Raw genomic sequence first — 21,277 nt, 5'->3', positions numbered from 1 at the left:
GAGCCGAACATATATGCCTTTTACACTTGGTCAACGCTGGATCAGCGATACAGAAAGCGAACTTGGATTAGGAACGGTTGTGGCGCTGGATGCGCGAATGGTGACTCTCCTCTTCCCCGCTACCGGTGAAAACCGTCTGTACGCTCGCAATGACTCCCCTGTTACCCGCGTCATGTTCAACCCGGGCGACACCGTGACCAGCCATGAAGGCTGGCAGCTGAAGATTGAAGACGTAAAAGAAGAGAATGGACTGCTTGCCTATATTGGCACGCGCCTCGACACGGACGAGAGCGATGTGATGCTGCGCGAGGTGCTACTTGATAGCAAACTGGTCTTCAGCAAACCTCAGGATCGTCTGTTCGCCGGTCAGATTGACCGTATGGACCGTTTCGCCCTGCGTTATCGCGCGCGTAAATTCCAGAGCGAACAGTACCGCATGCCCTGGAGCGGCCTGCGTGGCCAGCGCACCAGCCTGATTCCGCATCAGCTCAACATTGCCCATGACGTAGGCCGTCGCCACGCACCGCGCGTACTGCTGGCAGATGAGGTTGGCCTGGGTAAAACCATCGAAGCGGGCATGATCCTGCATCAACAGCTGCTCTCCGGCGCCGCCGAGCGTGTGCTGATTATCGTCCCGGAAACCCTGCAACACCAGTGGCTGGTAGAGATGTTGCGTCGCTTCAATCTGCGTTTTGCGCTGTTTGACGACGAGCGTTACGCTGAAGCCCAGCACGATGCAGATAACCCCTTCGAAACCGAACAGCTGGTGATCTGCTCGCTGGACTTCGTCCGCCGGAGCAAACAGCGCCTCGAACACCTCTGCGACGCGGAATGGGATCTGATGGTGGTGGATGAAGCGCACCATCTGGTCTGGAGCGTCGATGCGCCAAGCCGCGAATATATGGCTATCGAACAGCTGGCCGAGCGCGTGCCGGGCGTATTGCTGCTGACCGCTACGCCAGAACAGCTGGGGCTGGAAAGCCACTTTGCCCGCCTGCGCCTGCTCGATCCGAGCCGTTTCCACGATTTCGAGCAGTTCGTCGAAGAGCAAAAAAATTATCGTCCGGTTGCCGATGCGGTAGCGCTACTGCTGGCAGGCAAACATCTTTCTAATGATGAGCTTAATACTCTGAGCGATCTGATTGGCGAGCAGGATATCGAGCCGCTGCTGCAGACGGCCAACAGCGGGCATGACGGTGCAGAAGCTGCCCGCCAGGAGCTGGTCTCTATGCTAATGGACCGCCACGGCACCAGCCGCGTGCTGTTCCGTAATACTCGCCATGGTGTGAAAGGCTTCCCGAAACGCGAACTGCACACCATCAAGCTGCCGCTGCCGACCCAGTATCAGACGGCCATTAAGGTCTCCGGCATTATGGGCGCGCGTAAAAGCGCTGAAGATCGCGCCCGTGACATGCTCTATCCCGAGCAGATCTATCAGGAATTCGAAGGAGATACCGGTACCTGGTGGAACTTCGACCCGCGCGTTGAGTGGCTGATGGGCTACCTGACCGCGCATCGCTCCCAGAAGGTGCTGGTGATTTGCGCCAAAGCCGCCACTGCGCTGCAGCTGGAGCAAGTGCTGCGCGAGCGCGAAGGTATCCGCGCCGCCGTGTTCCACGAAGGGATGTCCATTATCGAGCGCGACCGCGCTGCCGCCTGGTTTGGCGAAGAGGATAGCGGCGCTCAGGTACTGCTCTGTTCCGAAATCGGTTCTGAAGGGCGTAACTTCCAGTTCGCCAGCAACCTGGTGATGTTTGACCTGCCGTTTAACCCGGACCTGCTGGAGCAGCGTATTGGCCGTCTGGATCGTATTGGACAGGCGCACGATATTCAGATCCATGTGCCTTACCTAGAAAAAACGGCTCAGAGCGTGCTGGTGCGCTGGTTCCACGAGGGTCTGGACGCGTTTGAACATACCTGCCCGACCGGTCGCACTATTTACGATCAGGTGCATGGCGATCTGATTGGTTACCTGGCCGCGCCGGAAGAGACCGAAGGCTTTGACGAGCTGATTAAATCTTGCCGTGAAAAACATGATGCGCTTAAAGCGCAGCTGGAACAGGGCCGCGATCGCCTGCTGGAGATCCACTCCAATGGCGGCGAAAAAGCACAGCGCCTGGCCGAAAGCATTGAAGAGCAGGATGACGATACCAGTCTGATCAGCTTCTCTATGAATCTGTTCGATATCGTGGGCATTAACCAGGACGATCGTGGCGAAAACCTGATTGTGCTGACGCCTTCCGATCATATGCTGGTGCCGGATTTCCCGGGCCTGCCGGAAGACGGGTGCACCATCACCTTTGAACGTGATGTGGCCCTCTCACGCGAGGATGCGCAGTTTATCACCTGGGAACATCCGCTGATCCGCAACGGTCTGGATCTCATTCTCTCCGGCGATACCGGCAGCAGTACCATCTCGCTGCTGAAAAACAAGGCCCTGCCGGTGGGTACCCTGCTGGTGGAACTTATCTACGTGGTTGAGGCCCAGGCGCCAAAACAGCTGCAGCTTAACCGCTTCCTGCCCGCGACGCCGGTACGCCTGCTGCTGGATAAAAACGGCACCAATCTTGCCGCGCAGGTCGAGTTCGAAAGCTTTAACCGTCAGCTCAGCGCGGTAAACCGCCATACCGGCAGCAAACTGGTGAATGCGGTACAACAGGACGTTCATGCCATCCTGCAACTGGGTGAAACGCAGATTGAGAAAGCGGCTCAGGCATTGATTGACGCGGCGCGCAGCGAAGCGGATGAAAAACTCTCTGCCGAGCTCTCTCGCCTCGAAGCCTTGCGTGCAGTGAACCCGAACATCCGTGATGATGAGCTGGCGGCGATTGAGAGCAACCGTCAGCAGGTGCTGGAAAGCTTGCAGCAGGCTGGCTGGCGTCTGGATGCGCTGCGCCTTATCGTCGTGACGCATCAGTAACCGGAGCGCAGCATGCAAATGGAGCCCTACAATCCGCCGCAGGATCCCTGGCTGGTTATCCTGTATCAGGATGAACATATCATGGTGGTCAACAAGCCGAGCGGTCTGTTATCCGTACCGGGCCGTCTGGATGAACACAAAGACAGCGTGATGACGCGCATTCAGCGCGATTATCCGCTGGCAGAGTCGGTTCATCGTCTGGATATGGCCACCAGCGGCGTGATTGTGGTGGCGCTGACCAAAGCGGCGGAGCGGGAGCTTAAACGCCAGTTCCGCGAGCGTGAGCCCAAAAAAGAGTATGTTGCCCGCGTCTGGGGGCACCCGGAGAAAGCCGAAGGGCTGGTGGATCTGCCCCTGATTTGCGACTGGCCTAACCGTCCGAAGCAGATGGTCTGCTATGAGACAGGCAAACCGGCGCAGACTGAGTATGAAGTGCTGGAGTACGCGCCGGATAATACGGCGCGGGTCCTGCTAAAACCGATTACCGGCCGTTCACACCAGCTGCGCGTGCATATGCTGGCATTGGGGCATCCGATTCTTGGGGATCGCTTCTATGCGCCACCGGAGGCGCGCGCGCTGGCGCCTCGCCTGCAGCTGCATGCCCGGATGCTGACCATCACCCATCCCGCTTTCGGGAATGCGATGACCTTTAAAGCCCCGGTCGACTTCTAAAATAACGCCCGGCTATACCGGGCGTATCTTATTTAAAGCCTTTCTGCTCTTTTATGAGCTCATACGCTTTCTGAATCTCCTGCGCTTTCTGCTTCGCCATCTCCATCATTTCTGGCGGTAACCCTTTCGCCACCAGCTTATCCGGATGATGTTCGCTCATCAGTCGACGATAGGCGCGCTTAATGGTTGGGCCATCGTCCGTTGGCTTCACGCCCAGCACGTTACAGGCATCTTCCAGCGTCGGGCCACGTTGCGCCTGCTGCCAGCCGCCGCCAGAAGATTGCTGCTGTTGGTAACCGCCACCGAACTGCGCTCCGCCCTGCATCATGCGCAGGAACTGGTCAAACTGCATTCGTGAGATACCGAGCTCTTCCGCAATGACATACAACACGTCGCGTTCGTTCGGATGAAGCGAACCATCGGCAAAGGCTGCCTGAATCTGGATCTCAAGGAACATACGAATCAAATCAAAACGACCGAAACAGACGCTACGGAACTGACGCATCTTTTCACGCAGGGGATAGTTATCCGCCTTACCTACGCGAAATGCATGTTGCGCCGCCGCACGCGAATCCCCGTGCAGGTTCATTCGGTCCATAAACTGGCTGGCGACATGAATGTCCGCCTCCGTCACGCGCCCTTTTGATTTAGTCAGATGCCCCATCACTTCGAAGGTCGTCGCAAAAAAGAGGGCCTGACGCTGTTGCTGATTGGCGAACCAGGCCATCTTACGACTGCGAGCTTTATCAAACATATGGCCGATAATCAGCCCCAGAATGATGCCCCAGAAGCCTGCGCCCATCATTAATGCGAACGCCACGCCGATAATTTTTCCCCAATACTGCATATACTCCCCAAATGGTGATGGATCTGATCCTGTGCAATGCCATCATTCCTGTGGTCTCGCCACGGTCAATTGAAGGACATCGCCTATAATTTGCATTATCATACTCGTCATTCAATAGCGAGCCTATCACCACGGCTCGCAAACGGGCAGGATTAACGCTGGCACTGCGATGATGAGTAAGATAGTCTCTGACCGTTTGCCAGCGTATAGCCACTGATGACGGAACAACAAATAAAACGTATGAAAAAACGTATCCCCACCCTTCTGGCCACAATGATTGGCACTGCCCTCTATACTCAACAGGGACTGGCAGCCGATCTCGCCTCGCAATGTATGCTGGGTGTTCCCAGCTATAATCGCCCGTTGGTTCAGGGTGATACGAACGACTTACCGGTCACCATCACTGCGGATAACGCAAAAGGTAATTACCCTGACAATGCCGTTTTCCACGGCAATGTCGATATTGCACAGGGTAATAGCCGTCTGCAGGCCGATGAGGTTCAGCTTCATCAAAAGCAGCCTGACGGTGCCGCCGAACCGGTGCGAACTGTTGATGCGCTGGGTAATGTGCACTATGACGATAATCAGGTCATTCTGAAAGGTCCGAAAGGTTGGGCAAATCTTAATACCAAAGATACCAACGTCTGGGAAGGCGATTACCAGATGGTGGGTCGTCAGGGTCGCGGTAACGCCGATCTGATGAAACAGCGCGGTGAAAACCGCTATACCATTCTGGAAAACGGCACCTTCACCTCCTGTCTGCCCGGCTCTAATACCTGGAGCGTCGTGGGAAGCGAAGTGATCCATGACCGCGAAGAGCAAGTTGCAGAGATCTGGAACGCCCGCTTTAAGCTCGGCCCGGTGCCGATCTTCTACAGCCCTTACCTGCAGCTGCCGGTTGGCGATAAGCGCCGCTCAGGTTTCCTGATCCCGAATGCGAAATACAGCACCAGTAACTACTTCGAGTTTTACCTGCCGTACTACTGGAACATCGCGCCGAACATGGATGCCACAATTACGCCGCACTATATCCATAAGCGCGGCAATATCATGTGGGAGAATGAGTTCCGCTATCTGTCGCAGGCGGGCGCGGGTGTCATGGAGCTGGATTATCTGCCTTCCGATGATGTCTACCGAGATGATGCCAAAAATAATCCATCCGGAGACGATCGTCATCGCTGGTTATTCTACTGGCAGCATGCGGGTGTGATGGATCAGGTGTGGCGTTTTAACGTCAACTACACCAAAGTCAGCGATTCAAGCTACTTTAACGACTTCGATTCGAAATACGGTTCCAGTACCGACGGCTATGCTACGCAAAAATTTAGCGCCGGTTATGCGGTGCAGAATTTTAACGCGACGGTATCCACCAAACAGTTCCAGGTCTTCAGCAACCAGACGCGCAGCACCTATGCCGCCGAGCCACAGCTTGATGTTAACTGGTATCAAAATGATGTCGGTCCGTTTGATACTCGCGTTTATGCACAGGCGGTGCACTTTGTTAACACCAATGACGATATGCCAGAATCTACACGTGTGCATCTTGAACCAACGATTAACCTGCCGTGGTCGAATAACTGGGCGAGCCTGGATACCGAAGCCAAGCTGATGGCAACCCACTATCAGCAGAAAAACACCGATCAATACAACGCCAGTAACGGCGTTAATCTTAAAGATTCTGTTAATCGTACCCTTCCGCAATTTAAGATGGACGGAAAGCTGATTTTAGAACGCGACATGAATATGGCGAGCGGCTATACCCAGACGCTTGAGCCACGTATGCAGTATCTTTACGTCCCTTATCGCGATCAGAGTAACATCCAGAACTACGACTCCTCTTTCTTACAACCCGACTACAGTGGCCTGTTCCGCGACCGTACTTACGGCGGTCTGGACCGTATTGCCTCTGCCAATCAGCTGACGACAGGCGTCACAACACGCATTTTTGATGATGCTCAGGTTGAACGTTTTAACGTTTCTGCTGGTCAAATCTACTATTTCACCGAGTCTCGTACCGGTGATGACGATATCAACTGGGAAGAAGACAACAAAACGGGCTCCCTGGTCTGGGCCGGAGACACTTACTGGCGCATGACCGATCGTTGGGGCCTGCGCGGCGGTGTCCAGTACGATACCCGTTTAAACAACATTGCCACTGGCAGCGGTACCATTGAGTATCGTCGTGATGAAGACCGTCTGGTGCAACTGAGCTACCGCTATGCTAGCCCACAATATATCCAGGCAACGCTTCCTAAGAGATATTCGACCTCCCAGCAGTATAAAGAGGGCATTTCGCAGGTGGGTGGCACAGCAAGCTGGCCGATCGCCGATCGCTGGTCCGTTGTGGGTGCGTACTACTTTGACACCAACACCAGCAAGCCGGCCGATCAGATGGTGGGGCTGCAGTATAACTCCTGCTGCTACGCTATAACCGTCGGCTACGAACGTAAGCTGAACGGTTGGGATAGCACTCGCCAGCATAGCGAATACGATAAAGTTATTGGCTTTAACATCGAACTGCGCGGCCTGAGTTCGAATTACGGCCTGGGTACTCAGCAGATGCTGCGTTCTAACATTCTGCCGTACCAAAATTCTCTGTGATGCACTTGAATGACAACGTAATCCGCATTTGCGGTTAATTGAAATGGAAAAAGTATGAAGAACTGGAAAACGCTGCTGCTCGGTATCGCCATGGTTGCGAATACCAGCTTCGCGGCCCCACAGGTTGTCGATAAAGTCGCAGCCGTTGTGAACAACGGTGTAGTACTTGAGAGCGACGTTGATGGTTTAATGCAGTCTGTGAAGCTCAACGCGGGTCAGGCAGGTCAGCAACTTCCGGATGATGCCACGCTGCGTCATCAGATCCTTGAACGTCTGATCATGGATCAGATCGTTCTGCAGATGGGTCAAAAAATGGGTGTGAAGATCTCTGACGAACAGCTCGATCAGGCGATCGCGAACATCGCTAAACAGAACAACATGTCTGCAGATCAGATGCGCAGTCGTCTGGCCTATGACGGTATTAGCTACTCAACCTATCGTAATCAGATTCGCAAAGAGATGCTGATTTCTGAGGTGCGTAACAACGAAGTCCGTCGTCGTGTCACCATCCTGCCTCAGGAAGTGGATCAGTTGGCGAAACAGGTGGGTAACCAGAACGATGCCAGTACAGAGCTGAACCTGAGCCACATCTTGATCCCACTGCCGGAAAATCCTTCCTCCGATCAGGTTGCTGATGCGGAAAACCAGGCGCGTTCCATCGTCGATCAGGCGAAAAACGGCGGTGATTTTGGCAAACTGGCAATCACTTACTCTGCCGACCAGCAGGCGCTGAAAGGCGGCCAGATGGGTTGGGGCCGTATCCAGGAGCTGCCGTCTATCTTCGCTCAGGCTTTGAGCACCGCGAAGAAAGGTGACGTCATTGGTCCGATCCGCTCGGGCGTTGGCTTCCACATCCTGAAAGTGAACGACCTGCGCGGCCAGAGCCAGAGCATCTCGGTCACGGAAGTGCATGCCCGTCATATCTTGCTGAAGCCATCACCGATCATGAACGACGATCAGGCACGCGTGAAGCTGGAGCAGATTGCTGCAGATATTCGTAGCGGAAAAACCTCTTTCGCCAATGCGGCAAAAGAGTTTTCTCAGGATCCAGGCTCTGCTAACCAGGGCGGCGATCTGGGCTGGGCGGCAGCCGATATCTACGATCCGGCCTTCCGTGATGCGCTGATGAAGCTGAACAAGGGCCAGATGAGCGCGCCGGTTCACTCCACCTTTGGCTGGCACCTGATCGAACTGATGGATACCCGCAGCGTAGATAAGACCGATGCGGCGCAGAAAGATCGCGCGTATCGCATGCTGTTCAATCGTAAATTCTCGGAAGAAGCGGCGACCTGGATGCAGGAGCAACGCGCCAGCGCTTACGTGAAAGTATTGAGCAACTAATGAAACACCACCGTGTTGTCATCACTCCCGGCGAACCCGCCGGGATTGGTCCGGACCTCGTTGTCCAGCTCGCGCAACGCAGTTGGCCGGTAGAGCTGGTCATATGTGCTGACGCCACACTGTTACAAGACCGGGCGGCACTGCTCGGTCTGCCTTTATCTCTCCTCCCCTATGATGCCGCCCTGCAGCCGGTTCCACAGCAAGCGGGGACCTTAACCCTGCTCAATGTCCCGCTGCGCGCACCCGTGATTCCCGGCCAGCTCAGCACCGAAAATGGTCACTACGTGGTAGAGACCCTGGCGCGTGCCTGCGATGGCTGTCTGAACGGCGAATTTGCGGCGCTGATTACCGGTCCGGTGCACAAGGGGGTGATCAACGACGCAGGTATTACCTTTACAGGGCATACCGAATTCTTTGAAGAGCGCTCGCAAAGCCCGAAAGTGGTGATGATGTTGGCCACTGAAGAGATGCGCGTGGCGCTGGTCACCACCCACCTGCCCATTAAGGCGATTCCTGATGCCATTACCCCGGCACTTTTGCGGGAAATTATCGGGATTCTGCATCACGATTTGCAGACTAAATTCGGTATTGAGCAGCCGCACATACTGGTCTGCGGCCTGAATCCCCATGCCGGGGAAGGCGGGCACATGGGTACAGAAGAGATCGACACCATTATCCCGGTCCTCAACGAGATGCGTGCGAAAGGGATGAATCTCAGCGGGCCACTGCCTGCCGATACCCTTTTCCAGCCCAAATATCTTGAGAATGCCGATGCCGTGCTGGCGATGTACCACGATCAGGGCCTTCCCGTGCTAAAATACCAGGGATTTGGCCGCGGCGTGAACATCACCCTCGGTTTACCCTTTATTCGAACGTCCGTTGACCACGGTACTGCACTTGATTTAGCAGGCCTGGGCCAGGCAGATGTCGGCAGTTTTATTACGGCGCTTAATCTCGCCATCAAAATGATTGTTAATACTCAATGAATAATCGCGTCCATCAGGGCCACTTAGCCCGTAAACGTTTCGGGCAAAACTTCCTCAACGATCAGTTTGTGATCGAAAGTATTGTTTCGGCTATCAATCCACAGAAAGGCCAGGCGATGGTCGAGATCGGCCCAGGTCTTGCTGCGTTGACTGAACCGGTCGGTGAGCGTCTCGACGCGCTGACGGTTATCGAGCTGGACCGCGATCTGGCGGCGCGCCTGCAAACACACCCCTTCCTCGGGCCGAAGCTGACTATCTATCAGCAGGATGCGATGACCATGAACTTTGGCGAATTGTCAGAGAAAATGGGCCAGCCGCTGCGCGTGTTTGGTAACCTGCCGTACAACATCTCGACGCCGCTGATGTTCCACCTGTTTAGCTATACTGATGCCATCGCCGACATGCACTTTATGTTGCAGAAAGAGGTGGTGAATCGACTGGTTGCAGGGCCGAACAGTAAAGCGTATGGTCGACTGAGTGTAATGGCGCAATATTATTGCAACGTCATCCCGGTACTTGAAGTGCCGCCGACGGCCTTTACGCCACCGCCAAAGGTGGACTCTGCGGTGGTGCGTCTGGTTCCTCATACCACGATGCCTTATCCAGTAAAAGATCTGCGCGTACTGAGCCGCATTACGACGGAAGCCTTTAACCAGCGCCGGAAAACGATCCGCAACAGCCTGAGTAACTCGTTTACCGTTGAGGTGTTATCTGAGCTGGGCATCGATCCGGCAATGCGTGCGGAAAATATTTCTGTCGAGCAGTACTGCAAGCTGGCTAATTACATCAGCGAAAATACGCCGCCGAAGGAGAGCTAAGCCATGATTGATTCGCCCCGCGTATGTGTTCAGGTGCAAAGTCTCTATATCGAATCGCAATCCACGCCGGATGAAGAGCGTTATGTCTTTGCCTATACCGTCACCATCCGTAACCTGGGGCGAACGCCTGTGCAACTGCTTGGGCGCTACTGGCTGATCACCAATGGCAACGGCCGTGAAATCGAAGTCCAGGGGGAAGGCGTCGTTGGTGAACAACCGCATATCGCTCCTGGCGAAGAGTATCAATACACCAGCGGTGCGGTCATCGAAACGCCGCTGGGCACCATGCAGGGCCATTACGAAATGGTCGATGCCGACGGCAATACCTTCCGTATTGCCATTCCTGTTTTCCGTCTGGCTGTCCCAACACTCATTCACTAAAACATGTCTACATACCTTATTGGCGACGTTCACGGTTGCTACGATGAACTGATCGCGTTGTTAAAGCAGGTGGAGTTTACACCGGGCAAAGACACGCTGTGGCTGACGGGCGATCTGGTCGCGCGCGGCCCAGGCTCGCTGGAAGTGTTACGCTACGTTAAATCACTCGGCGATAGCGTTCGCGTCGTACTGGGCAACCACGATCTCCATCTGCTGGCGGTCTATGCCGGCATCAGCCGTAACAAGCCAAAAGATCGTATCACTCCGCTGCTGGATGCGCCGGATGCCGATGAACTCATCAACTGGTTACGCCGTCAGCCGCTGCTGCAAATCGATGAAGAGAAGAAGCTGGTGATGGCCCACGCGGGGATTACGCCGCAGTGGGATCTGCAAACCGCTAAAGAGTGCGCGCGTGATGTAGAAGCGGTGCTGACCAGCGACTCTTACCCCTTCTTCCTCGATGCCATGTACGGCGACATGCCGAATAACTGGAGCCTTGAGCTGAGCGGTCTGGCACGCCTGCGATTTATCTCCAACGCCTTTACCCGCATGCGTTACTGCTTCCCGAACGGTCAGCTGGATATGTACTGCAAGGATGTGCCCGAGAGTGCGCCTGCGCCGCTGAAACCCTGGTTTGCTATCCCCGGGCCGGTGACGGAAAGCTATAGCGTGGCCTTTGGTCACTGGGCATCACTGGAGGGGAAAGGCACGCCAGAGGGCATCTATGCTCTGGATACCGGCTGTTGTTGGGGAGGTGACCTCACCTGCCTGCGCTGGGAAGATAAAGCCTGGTTTATTCAACCATCGAATCGTCAGCCGGATTTAGGCGACGACGAGGCGGTTGCCTCTTAAGGAAAGTACGCACCTCTCGTCAAAAAGAGGTGCGTAACGCAGTTAGCGACGCTCAAGGATCTCAAAGCAGTAGCTGTGCGAGTTTTGTGCGTCCGCATCGTGAAACTCACTGAAGACCGACTCCCATTCATCCGGATCGTAATCCGGGAAATGGGTATCGCCTTCCACTTCCGCATCGATATGGGTCAGGTAGAGTTTCTGGGCTTTTGGCAGGAACTGCTCGTAAACACGGCCGCCGCCAATCACCATAATTTCTTCCGCGTCGCCACAGGCGGCGATAGCTTCATCGACAGATTTAACCCACTCAACGCGATCATCGGTGCCTGGCTGGCTACTGATGACAATGTTCTTACGGCCAGGTAAAGGGCGACCAATTGACTCCCAGGTCAGGCGGCCCATCACTACTGGCTTGTTCAGCGTCGTACGTTTAAACCATGCGAGATCGGCAGGCAGGTTCCATGGCATGGCGTTTTCCATACCGATAACGCGATCTACCGCCAGCGCTGCAATCAGACTGATCATTGAAAAATTTCCCGGATATAAAAATTGCCGCCACTATACGTAAAGCTTAATCTTTCGTCGACGGGCGGCAGAGTAAAGAAGCGGAAATATTTAAATATTGCTGTCGAGGCCTCTTCAGGTCATAGGTTTACTCTCTGGCTCATCCGCAGGGTTGCCCGTATGCTTACCCTCTTCGGTCCCTTGCCATCCATGACGCTGAATCAGTGAGAGATGATTACGATCTTCGCTGATGATTTCGGTCAGCATCGCGCTGGTACGTTTGACGACCGCGGCACGCGACGACGCGTCACTTTCGGTCATTGCGGCCATCTCTTCCACCATCTCAATGTTAAAGCGGCGGAACAGATCGGCACGCTCTCGCGCCTCGTAGGCACCCAGCCCCAGCTTTTCCAGCGCCAGACGCCCTGATTTAAGCGCCCCTTCGAAGGTTTCACGCTCGGGAGCTTCAACACCGGCCTGCCGTAGCTGGATGTAATGGTCCACATCGCGCGCACGAGAGATGATCTTCAGGTGTGGGAAATGTTCCTGAGCCAGCTTCGCCAGCTGCAGGCTGGTTTCAGGATCGTCGATGGCGTTGATCAGCACTTCGGCCTTACTGGCACCCGCCGATTCAAGCAGATCGACCCGCGTGGCATCGCCATAGAATACCTTCATATCAAATTTACGCAGCGTTTCGATATGGTCCGGATCGTGATCAAGTATGACCATCTTTACGCCGCTCGACAGCAGTAAGCGGCCAGTAATCTGACCAAAGCGGCCAAACCCGGCGATAATCACGCGAGGTTGTTCTTCATCAATCTCATCAGCCTCACGCTCGTGGCCGCTGCCCGCATTTTCCAGGCGAGTTAACAGTACTAGCAAGAGTGGCGTAACCGCCATCGAGAGCGCCACCGCCAGGGTTAAGGCTTTTGCCCATTCAGGATCCAGTACGTTCGCCATCTGCGCCGCGCCAAAAACCACGAAGGCAAATTCACTCCCCTGCCCCAGCAATACGGCAAACCAGCGACGCTGTTGATTAGGCACGTTCAGCGGACGGGCAATCAGCCATAACACCGCCATCTTAATGACCAGGAAACCGACCAGTAGCACCAGGATCCGCAGCGGATGCGTCACCAGCGTACCAAAGTCGACCGACATCCCAACGCCAATAAAGAACAGCCCAAGCAACAAGCCTTTAAATGGCTCAATATCGCTTTCCAGCGCATGACGATATTCCGAGCTGGCCAGCAGTACCCCGGCCAGGAATGCCCCCATCGCCATCGATAATCCGGCCTCTTCCAGCAGCAAACCGAAGCCAAAGACCAGGAACAATGCCACGGCGCTGAAGACTTCACGCAGGCCAGAGCGCGCGACAAAGCGCAGCAGCGGCCGGGTAACATAGCGTCCCAGCAGGATCACCAGCGCCAGTGCGCCCGCAACTTTCAGTGCCGAGAGCGCAAACGCCCCCAGCGTTGTCGAGGCACCAGAGGCTGCCAGGAGGGGGATCATTGCAACCAAAGGAATGGCGGCAATATCCTGGAACAGCAGCACCGAGAACGTGCTGCGCCCCATTTGCGAAACAGTCAGATTACGTTCGTTCATCGCCTGCATAGCAATGGCGGTAGAGGAGAGCGCCAGCGTCATGCCGATCAACTCTGCCACTTTCCACTCCATACCCAGCAGCATACAGAACCCACCCAGCAGCAGGCCGCAGGCAATCATCTGTAGCGCCCCGCCGCCAAATACCGATGCCCGTAGCGTCCATAAACGACGCGGATCCAGCTCCAGACCGATAACAAACAGCATCAGCACCACGCCGATTTCCGCAAAATGCAGGATCGACTCGGCATCTGTTACTAAGCGCAATCCCCAGGGGCCAATGACACAGCCAGCGATGAGATAACCGAGAACCGATCCCAGCCCCAGCCGTACAGCAACCGGCACGATCAGTGCCGCCGCGCCTAAATAGATCAGCGCCTGAATCAGCGTATGGCTATCCATGGTGCTTCTCCTGCCAGTCGAGTAAACGTTGTTTATAGTGACGCGCCTGCGCTTGCAGCGTTTCATCGTCGCAAACGAAGGTGCAGTGCATCGCGAAAGGCGGGAGCCAATGTAATCCACAATAGAGCGCGGTCGCCTGAAGTGGCTGCGCCAGCACATCAAAGCCCGGGAAATCGCCGATATCGAAGTGGCTCTCCCCCCCGCCGGTGGTCACCGCCCAGAGCAGACTTTTGCCCTGCAGCGCTTGACCGTTGTGGCCATACGCCCAGCCGTGCGAGAAGACTTTATCGATCCAGAGTTTTAACAGAGGTGGCGTGCTGTACCACTGCATAGGATGTTGCCAGACGATGAGATCGGCACGAGATAGCGCTTCCTGTTCGGCGGCGATATCGATATTGAAATCGGGATAGAGTTGATAGAGCGAGCGTACTTCTACGCCGTCGAGATTCCTTACCTGCTCCAGCATCCGCTTATTCGCATGCGAGTGCTGCGGATAAGGGTGAGCATAAATAATTAAGATCATGTATTAGCCTGTTGATTTACTGCTCTCTTTTAAGGAAAGAGTGTAGTCAGTAATCTAACAGGCTAATAGTGAATAATATTGACGAGCTAAATGGGTAAATCTGAACTAGTTATCCAGTTCGCCCATTGATTTTACCTGATCGCGGTTAATCTGCTCTGTCTGCCCGGTTTCAGCATTTTTGTAAGAAACCAGACCCGTATCATCATCCACCTGCGGTTTGCCGTCGGTGACAATAGTTTTACCGTCAGTCGTTTTTACTGACTGGTTAGAAGAGCAGCCGGCAACGGTAAACAGAGCAGCGGCAGCAAAAATGGAGGTCATCAGCAGTTTGTTGTTCATTGTATTCTCCCTGGGTCAGTCAAGACATGTCGTTTAGCGTAATACTATAGTGGAATATTCCGCCTGCAGGGGTAAATACAGAACACTCTTAGCTTTTTACCGACAGGCCCTCTTTATAGATCACCGTCTTCACCACTTTGCCGTTGGCATCGTAGGTCTTCGCCTCTCCGTTAGCCTCACTCTCTTTAAAGGTGATGGTCGAATGCAGTTTGCCGTCCTGGGTGTAGCCCTGAGAAACCCCGTTGGCTTTGCAATGGACCAGCGGCGTATGGCTTCTTAACACGCCATTGGGATAGTAGACATCGATATACTCATCAAAGCAGCGGTTTTTGACCACGGTTTCAAACTTTTTGCTGCCATTGTCGTACTTCTCCACCAGCTTGCCTTCCGGCACGTTGTCCGCCACCTTCACCTCAGGTGTCGTGAGCTTTTTCTGTCCCTCCAGATCCTCTTTCAATCCTTTAGCATAGTCGGGTGTCATACCCATGCTATCGATAGTATTGGTAACAGAGGAGGCGAAATCCGCGCATCCAGAGAGCAACGCCACCAGCGAGATCAGCGCAATTGTACGATTCACAAGAAACTCCTTTTAAGATGAGTGCGCTAACCATGCGGCCACTATTCTGTAAGCGCAACCGCCAATATTGGTCGTAAAGGCAATAAAAAACCCGCCGAAGCGGGTTTTAAGAGCATTCTGATGCTTACTTCGCGATTTGCGCGTGCATTTCCTGCACTGAAATCACCTTCTCTGTAGCGTCTGCATTCAGCGCCATCGCGGTGGCGAAACCGCCATTCAGCGTGGTGTCATAATGCACTTTATACTGCAGCGCACTGCGGCGGATCAGCTTGGAGTCTTCAATCGCCTGACGGCCCGCGGTGGTGTTGATGATGTAGGTGTATTCGCCATTCTTGATACGGTCCTGAATGTGCGGACGACCTTCATGCACCTTGTTCACCAGACGTGGGTTGATGCCCGCTTCACCCAGTACAATCGCCGTACCGTGAGTTGCATCCAGCTCGAAGCCGTACTTCAGCAGCTTAGCGGCCAGGTCGACCACCCGCTCTTTATCGCCTTCGCGAACGGAGAGCAACGCACGACCCTGTTTCTTCATGGTGGAATTGCTGCCCAGCTGTGCTTTGGCGAACGCTTCCGCGAAGGTGCGGCCCACGCCCATCACTTCCCCGGTAGAGCGCATTTCAGGCCCTAACAGCGGGTCAACGCCCGGGAATTTGTTGAACGGCAGCACCACTTCCTTCACCGAGTAGTACGGCGGGATGATCTCTTTGGTCACGCCCTGCTGCGCCAGCGTCTGACCAGCCATCACGCGCGCCGCTACTTTCGCCAGCGGTACACCGGTGGCTTTAGAGACGAACGGTACTGTACGTGCCGCACGAGGGTTCACCTCAATCAGGTAAACTTCGTTGTCTTTCACCGCGAACTGGACGTTCATCAGGCCGCGAACCTGCAGCTCAAAGGCCAGCTTCTGCACCTGCTGACGCATCACGTCCTGAATTTCCTGACTCAGGGTGTAGGCTGGCAGAGAACAGGCGGAGTCACCGGAGTGCACGCCCGCCTGCTCGATGTGCTCCATGATGCCGCCAATCAGCACCATTTCGCCATCGCAGATAGCATCTACATCGACCTCTACCGCGTCATCCAGGAAGCGGTCGAGCAGAACCGGCGCATCGTTAGAGACGCTCACCGCCGTCTGGAAGTAGCGGCGCAGGTCGGCTTCGTCGTAGACGATCTCCATCGCGCGGCCGCCCAGTACGTAGGATGGACGCACCACCAGTGGGTAACCAATCTCTTTCGCCTTCTCCACCGCCATTTCAATCGCGGTCACGGTGGCGTTCGCCGGCTGCTTCAGCTTCAGACGGTCAACCGCCTGCTGGAAACGCTCGCGGTCTTCGGCGCGGTCAATCGCATCCGGGCTGGTGCCGATAACCGGTACGCCTGCTGCTTCCAGCGCGCGCGCCAGCTTCAGCGGGGTCTGGCCGCCGTACTGCACGATGACGCCCTTCGGCTTCTCGATGCGCACGATTTCCAGCACGTCTTCCAGGGTAACCGGCTCGAAGTAGAGGCGGTCAGAGGTGTCGTAGTCGGTCGAGACAGTTTCCGGGTTACAGTTGACCATGATGGTCTCGTAACCGTCTTCGCGCAGCGCCAGCGAGGCGTGGACGCAGCAGTAGTCAAACTCAATGCCCTGGCCGATACGGTTAGGACCGCCGCCCAGTACCATGATTTTGTCGCGGTCGACGGACGGATTCGCTTCGCACTCGTCTTCATAGGTGGAGTACATGTAGGCGGTGTCGGTGGAGAATTCCGCCGCGCAGGTATCCACGCGCTTGTAGACCGGGTGCAGGTCATACTGGTCGCGCAGCTTGCGGATTTCCGCTTCGCGCACGCCAGCCAGCTTAGCCAGACGCGCATCGGCGAAGCCTTTACGCTTCAGGACGCGCAGGAAGTCAGCGTCCAGGCCGTTAATGCCCAGCTCTGCCACTTTCTCTTCCAGACGCACCAGCTCTTCAATCTGCACCAGGAACCAGCGGTCAATGTTGGTCAGGTTGAACACGCCGTCAACGGAGAGGCCAGCACGGAAGGCATCGGCGATGTACCAGATACGCTCAGCGCCCGCGTCTTTCAGCTCGCGGCGAATTTTGGTCAGCGCTTCCGGATCATCCAGGCTCACTTTCGGGTCAAAGCCGGTGGCGCCCACTTCGAGGCCACGCAGCGCTTTCTGCAGGGATTCCTGCTGGGTGCGGCCAATAGCCATCACTTCACCGACAGATTTCATCTGGGTAGTCAGACGGTCGTTCGCGCCGGCAAATTTCTCGAAGTTGAAGCGTGGAATTTTGGTCACAACGTAGTCGATAGAGGGTTCGAAAGACGCTGGCGTGCGGCCGCCGGTGATGTCGTTCATCAGCTCGTCGAGGGTGTAACCTACCGCCAGCTTCGCCGCCACTTTCGCAATCGGGAAGCCGGTGGCCTTGGAGGCCAGCGCAGAGGAACGGGAAACACGCGGGTTCATTTCAATAACAATCAGACGACCGTTTTTCGGGTTGACCGAGAACTGGACATTAGAGCCGCCGGTTTCTACGCCAATCTCACGCAGTACCGCCATCGAGGCGTTACGCATGATTTGGTACTCTTTGTCGGTCAGGGTCTGGGCCGGGGCCACGGTGATGGAGTCACCGGTGTGGATGCCCATCGCATCGAAGTTTTCGATAGAGCAGACGATGATGCAGTTGTCGTTTTTATCACGCACCACCTCCATCTCGTACTCTTTCCAGCCAATCAACGATTCGTCAATCAGCAGTTCGTTGGTTGGAGAGAGATCCAGGCCACGCGCACAAATCTCTTCAAACTCTTCCCGGTTGTAAGCGATACCGCCGCCGGTGCCGCCCATGGTAAAGGAAGGACGGATAATGCACGGATAACCCACATCAGCCGCGACGGCCAGCGCCTCTTCCATATTGTGCGCAATACCGGAACGCGCAGTATCGAGGCCGATTTTCTTCATGGCAACGTCGAAGCGACGGCGATCTTCCGCTTTATCAATCGCATCGGCGGTGGCGCCAATCATGGTTACGCCGAACTCTTCCAGTACGCCCTGACGCTCCAGCTCCAGCGCACAGTTCAGCGCGGTCTGGCCGCCCATGGTTGGCAGAACCGCGTCCGGGCGCTCTTTCTCAATAATTTTGCGTACGACTTCCCAGTGAATCGGCTCGATGTAAGTCGCATCGGCCATTTCCGGGTCGGTCATGATGGTGGCCGGGTTGGAGTTCACCAGGATAACGCGGTAACCCTCTTCACGCAGGGCTTTACACGCCTGCGCACCGGAGTAGTCGAATTCACAGGCCTGACCGATAACAATCGGGCCAGCGCCAAGGATCAGGATGCTTTTTATGTCTGTACGTTTTGGCATGGTCTTCTCGGCTCCTGATTATTTAGCGGTCTTACGGTATTGCTCGATGAGTTCGATAAAGTGATCGAACAGCGGTGCGGCATCGTGCGGGCCAGGACTGGCTTCCGGGTGACCCTGGAAGCTGAACGCGGGCTTATCGGTGCGATGAATCCCCTGCAGGGTATGGTCAAACAGCGACTTGTGCGTCACGCGCAGGTTAGCCGGCATGGAGGCTTCATCTACAGCAAAGCCGTGGTTCTGCGCGGTAATCATCACCGTGTTGTTGTCGATATCTTTTACCGGGTGGTTACCACCGTGGTGCCCGAACTTCATCTTCACGGTTTTGGCACCGCTCGCCAGCGCCAGGAGCTGATGGCCCAGGCAGATGCCAAAGACCGGGATATCGGTTTCGAGAAAAGCTTTGATCGCGTCGATAGCGTAATCGCACGGCGCCGGGTCACCGGGACCATTGGAGAGGAAGATGCCGTCCGGGTTCATTTTCAAGACTTCATCAGCCGGGGTTTTCGCCGGAACAACCGTCAGGCGACAGCCGCGATCCACCAGCATGCGCAGGATATTGCGCTTGGCGCCGTAATCGTAGGCCACTACGTGAAAAGGCAGTTCACTCTCTTTTTTGGCTTCTGGCAGGTCGCCAGCCAGCGTCCAGCTACCCTGCGTCCAGCTATAAGCTTCTGCGGTAGTGACTTCTTTCGCCAGGTCCATGCCATTGAGGCCGGGGAAGGCTTTTGCTTTTTCCAGCGCCAGCGCCGCATCGAGGTTGTCCCCTGCGATAATGCAGCCGTTCTGTGCGCCTTTTTCGCGCAGAATCCGGGTCAGCTTACGGGTATCGATATCGGCGATTGCCACAATGTTATGGCGCTTCAGGTATGAAGAGAGGTCTTCAGTATTGCGGTAGTTGCTGGCAATCAGCGGCAGGTCACGAATGACGAGGCCTTGTGCATGTACCTGGGAAGATTCTTCATCGGCGGCATTGGTGCCGACATTGCCGATATGGGGATAAGTAAGGGTGACGATTTGGCGGGAATAGGAAGGATCAGTGAGGATTTCTTGATAACCGGTCATTGAAGTATTGAAAACGACTTCCCCAACCGCCGAACCTGTTGCCCCTATGGCCCGACCGATAAACTGGGTTCCGTCTTCCAGAACCAATAGCGCTGACTTAATCAAAACACCCTCCAGAGAATATTCACTCACTTTATCTGCATATTAATGCACAACTATGTTGCGGATCAATGCAAATTTGTTGCCTGTGGATTTTCGGCAAACGGCGGCATTCTGGAGATTTCGGGGGGGAAAGTCAACTTAAAACGCGTATTTTATTTGTTATTTTGCGTCACTGGTGACAAAGAGAGGTTTTAAGCGCTGAAAAGATCAAATAAATCACACAGGAAATCGCTTGCGGAGCGGTTTAACCAACAATTCTCAATGAGGAGGGTCTAAAAGTGGACCAGATGGTCAAATTTTACAAAAACGCAACGATAAAAACGCAGATTATTGTTAATAAATACAGTTTCAAAGCAATAGCTGGATATTATACCTAAAATAAAGGGGCAATAAAATATTGCCCCGTGCAATCAAGTGCTTATGACTGCCATAACCACATCACGAAGGGTAATAATCATCATAAATTGTTGAGATCAAGTACATCTCGCATATCAAAAAGACCTTTATCCTTACCTTTTAACCACAAACCCGAACGAATCGCCCCGTTGGCGAATGTCATACGACTCGAAGCCTTATGGGTGATCTCTACGCGCTCGCCGATATCGGCAAACATAGCAGTATGCTCGCCTACGATGTCGCCTGCGCGAACGGTAGCAAAACCGATAGTGCCCGGCACACGTTCGCCGGTATGTCCTTCACGGGAGTACACCGCGCAGGACTTCAGATCTTTATCCATGGCCTGAGCAATGGCTTCGCCCATTGCCAGCGCTGTCCCGGATGGGGCATCCACTTTGTAACGGTGATGCGCTTCGATAATTTCGATATCGGTGTAATCACCCATGACTTTTGCCGCCTTTTCCAGCAGCTTGAGCATCACATTGACGCCGACGCTGAAGTTGGCCGCAAAAACGATAGCGATCTCCCCAGACGCGTCCTGAATGGCCTGCTTACCCGCGTCATCAAACCCGGTAGTCCCAATGACCATTCCCTTGCCGTGCTGACGGCAAAACGCCAGGTGATGCAGGGTGCCCTCTGGACGCGTGAAGTCGATGAAGACATCGAAATCCTCTTTTACCGCCTCAAGGCTGCTCTGAACGGTGACGCCAGTTTTCGCGGTTCCTGCCAGTTCACCGGCATCAACCCCCAGCAGAGAAGAGCCTTCGCGCTCCAGTGCGGCACCCAGCGCAACGCCATCCATCTGGAGCGTAGCCTGAATCAACTGACGGCCCATACGGCCGCCTGCGCCCGCGATTGCGACACGGACCTGTGCATCATGCATAGTTATTCTCTTACGTTAAAATGATGTAAATCGTTTTCAGATTAACCAGCCTCCGCCGAAGCCGCCATCTGAAAACGTCGATAATTAGAATTTAATGATAAACAGCAGGAACTATCAGTAAAAGAC

The 21,277-nt window shown here is 54.8% G+C and carries 17 protein-coding genes; 8 read left to right on the top strand and 9 right to left on the bottom strand.

Going from position 1 to position 21,277, the window contains the following annotated elements; translation table 11 throughout:
- The first annotated feature begins 13 nt into the window (after window positions 1-13).
- Window positions 14-2,920 carry an RNA polymerase-associated protein RapA gene (gene rapA, locus JZ655_RS03165; protein WP_040077203.1) on the top strand — a complete coding sequence of 969 codons (2,907 nt, stop codon included), beginning with the start codon at window positions 14-16 and terminating at the stop codon, window positions 2,918-2,920.
- Between the two features lie 12 nt (window positions 2,921-2,932).
- Window positions 2,933-3,592, top strand: a complete 660-nt coding sequence (rluA, locus tag JZ655_RS03160; RefSeq protein ID WP_040077204.1) for a bifunctional tRNA pseudouridine(32) synthase/23S rRNA pseudouridine(746) synthase RluA — start codon at window positions 2,933-2,935, stop codon at window positions 3,590-3,592.
- Window positions 3,593-3,620: 28 nt separating this feature from the next.
- Here rluA and djlA read toward each other — a convergent pair whose 3' ends face one another.
- Window positions 3,621-4,439: a co-chaperone DjlA gene (gene djlA / locus JZ655_RS03155; protein WP_040077205.1), complete on the bottom strand. Its 819-nt coding sequence runs from the start codon at window positions 4,437-4,439 to the stop codon at window positions 3,621-3,623.
- A gap of 240 nt (window positions 4,440-4,679) precedes the next feature.
- On the opposite strand from djlA, the gene lptD reads away from it, so the two are divergent.
- The 6 genes from lptD to apaH are packed head-to-tail and all read left to right on the top strand — an operon-like array spanning window position 4,680 to window position 11,418.
- Window positions 4,680-7,040 carry an LPS assembly protein LptD gene (gene lptD, locus JZ655_RS03150; RefSeq protein WP_207292979.1) on the top strand — a complete coding sequence of 787 codons (2,361 nt, stop codon included), beginning with the start codon at window positions 4,680-4,682 and terminating at the stop codon, window positions 7,038-7,040.
- 54 nt (window positions 7,041-7,094) lie between these two features.
- Entirely contained in the window at window positions 7,095-8,381 is a 1,287-nt protein-coding gene (gene surA / locus JZ655_RS03145) for a peptidylprolyl isomerase SurA (protein ID WP_040077208.1), read from the top strand.
- On the top strand, window positions 8,381-9,367 hold the full coding sequence (pdxA, locus tag JZ655_RS03140; protein WP_207292978.1) for a 4-hydroxythreonine-4-phosphate dehydrogenase PdxA: 987 nt from the start codon (window positions 8,381-8,383) through the stop codon (window positions 9,365-9,367). The genes surA and pdxA overlap by 1 nt, the downstream gene beginning before the upstream one ends.
- On the top strand, window positions 9,364-10,185 hold the full coding sequence (gene rsmA, locus JZ655_RS03135; RefSeq protein WP_046885009.1) for a 16S rRNA (adenine(1518)-N(6)/adenine(1519)-N(6))-dimethyltransferase RsmA: 822 nt from the start codon (window positions 9,364-9,366) through the stop codon (window positions 10,183-10,185). Before pdxA ends, rsmA begins: the two co-directional genes overlap by 4 nt.
- Before the next feature lie 3 nt (window positions 10,186-10,188).
- Window positions 10,189-10,566 (top strand): Co2+/Mg2+ efflux protein ApaG, encoded by a 378-nt coding sequence (apaG, locus tag JZ655_RS03130; RefSeq protein WP_040077213.1) that lies wholly within the window; start codon window positions 10,189-10,191, stop codon window positions 10,564-10,566.
- 3 nt (window positions 10,567-10,569) lie between these two features.
- Window positions 10,570-11,418 carry a bis(5'-nucleosyl)-tetraphosphatase (symmetrical) ApaH gene (apaH, locus tag JZ655_RS03125; RefSeq protein WP_046885010.1) on the top strand — a complete coding sequence of 283 codons (849 nt, stop codon included), beginning with the start codon at window positions 10,570-10,572 and terminating at the stop codon, window positions 11,416-11,418.
- 42 nt (window positions 11,419-11,460) lie between these two features.
- Here the strand turns inward: apaH and folA are convergent, their stop codons facing one another.
- The 8 genes from folA to dapB all read right to left on the bottom strand — a co-directional run bounded on the left by folA (window position 11,461) and on the right by dapB (window position 21,151).
- Window positions 11,461-11,940, bottom strand: a complete 480-nt coding sequence (gene folA / locus JZ655_RS03120) for a type 3 dihydrofolate reductase (protein WP_006173915.1) — start codon at window positions 11,938-11,940, stop codon at window positions 11,461-11,463.
- 114 nt (window positions 11,941-12,054) lie between these two features.
- A complete protein-coding gene (kefC, locus tag JZ655_RS03115; protein ID WP_207292977.1) occupies window positions 12,055-13,920 on the bottom strand; it encodes a glutathione-regulated potassium-efflux system protein KefC in 1,866 nt (621 codons plus the stop codon).
- Window positions 13,913-14,443: a glutathione-regulated potassium-efflux system oxidoreductase KefF gene (gene kefF, locus JZ655_RS03110; protein ID WP_207292976.1), complete on the bottom strand. Its 531-nt coding sequence runs from the start codon at window positions 14,441-14,443 to the stop codon at window positions 13,913-13,915. The genes kefC and kefF overlap by 8 nt, the downstream gene beginning before the upstream one ends.
- Before the next feature lie 105 nt (window positions 14,444-14,548).
- On the bottom strand, window positions 14,549-14,782 hold the full coding sequence (locus JZ655_RS03105; protein WP_046885013.1) for a YgdI/YgdR family lipoprotein: 234 nt from the start codon (window positions 14,780-14,782) through the stop codon (window positions 14,549-14,551).
- A gap of 88 nt (window positions 14,783-14,870) precedes the next feature.
- Entirely contained in the window at window positions 14,871-15,359 is a 489-nt protein-coding gene (locus tag JZ655_RS03100; RefSeq protein ID WP_242637299.1) for a toxin-antitoxin system YwqK family antitoxin, read from the bottom strand.
- A 124-nt stretch (window positions 15,360-15,483) separates the two neighbouring features.
- Window positions 15,484-18,708 (bottom strand): carbamoyl-phosphate synthase large subunit, encoded by a 3,225-nt coding sequence (gene carB, locus JZ655_RS03095; RefSeq protein ID WP_040077219.1) that lies wholly within the window; start codon window positions 18,706-18,708, stop codon window positions 15,484-15,486.
- 18 nt (window positions 18,709-18,726) lie between these two features.
- Window positions 18,727-19,875, bottom strand: coding sequence for a glutamine-hydrolyzing carbamoyl-phosphate synthase small subunit (gene carA, locus JZ655_RS03090; protein WP_046885014.1), 1,149 nt, complete (start codon window positions 19,873-19,875; stop codon window positions 18,727-18,729).
- A gap of 454 nt (window positions 19,876-20,329) precedes the next feature.
- The gene (gene dapB / locus JZ655_RS03085) at window positions 20,330-21,151 is read right to left on the bottom strand and encodes a 4-hydroxy-tetrahydrodipicolinate reductase (RefSeq protein WP_040077223.1); all 822 of its coding nucleotides are present in this window, start codon (window positions 21,149-21,151) and stop codon (window positions 20,330-20,332) included.
- Window positions 21,152-21,277 lie beyond the last annotated feature (126 nt).

Source organism: Leclercia pneumoniae (assembly GCF_017348915.1).
In the GTDB taxonomy this organism is placed as follows: Bacteria; Pseudomonadota; Gammaproteobacteria; order Enterobacterales; family Enterobacteriaceae; genus Enterobacter; species Enterobacter pneumoniae.
This window is presented reverse-complemented; position numbering and strand designations above follow the sequence as displayed.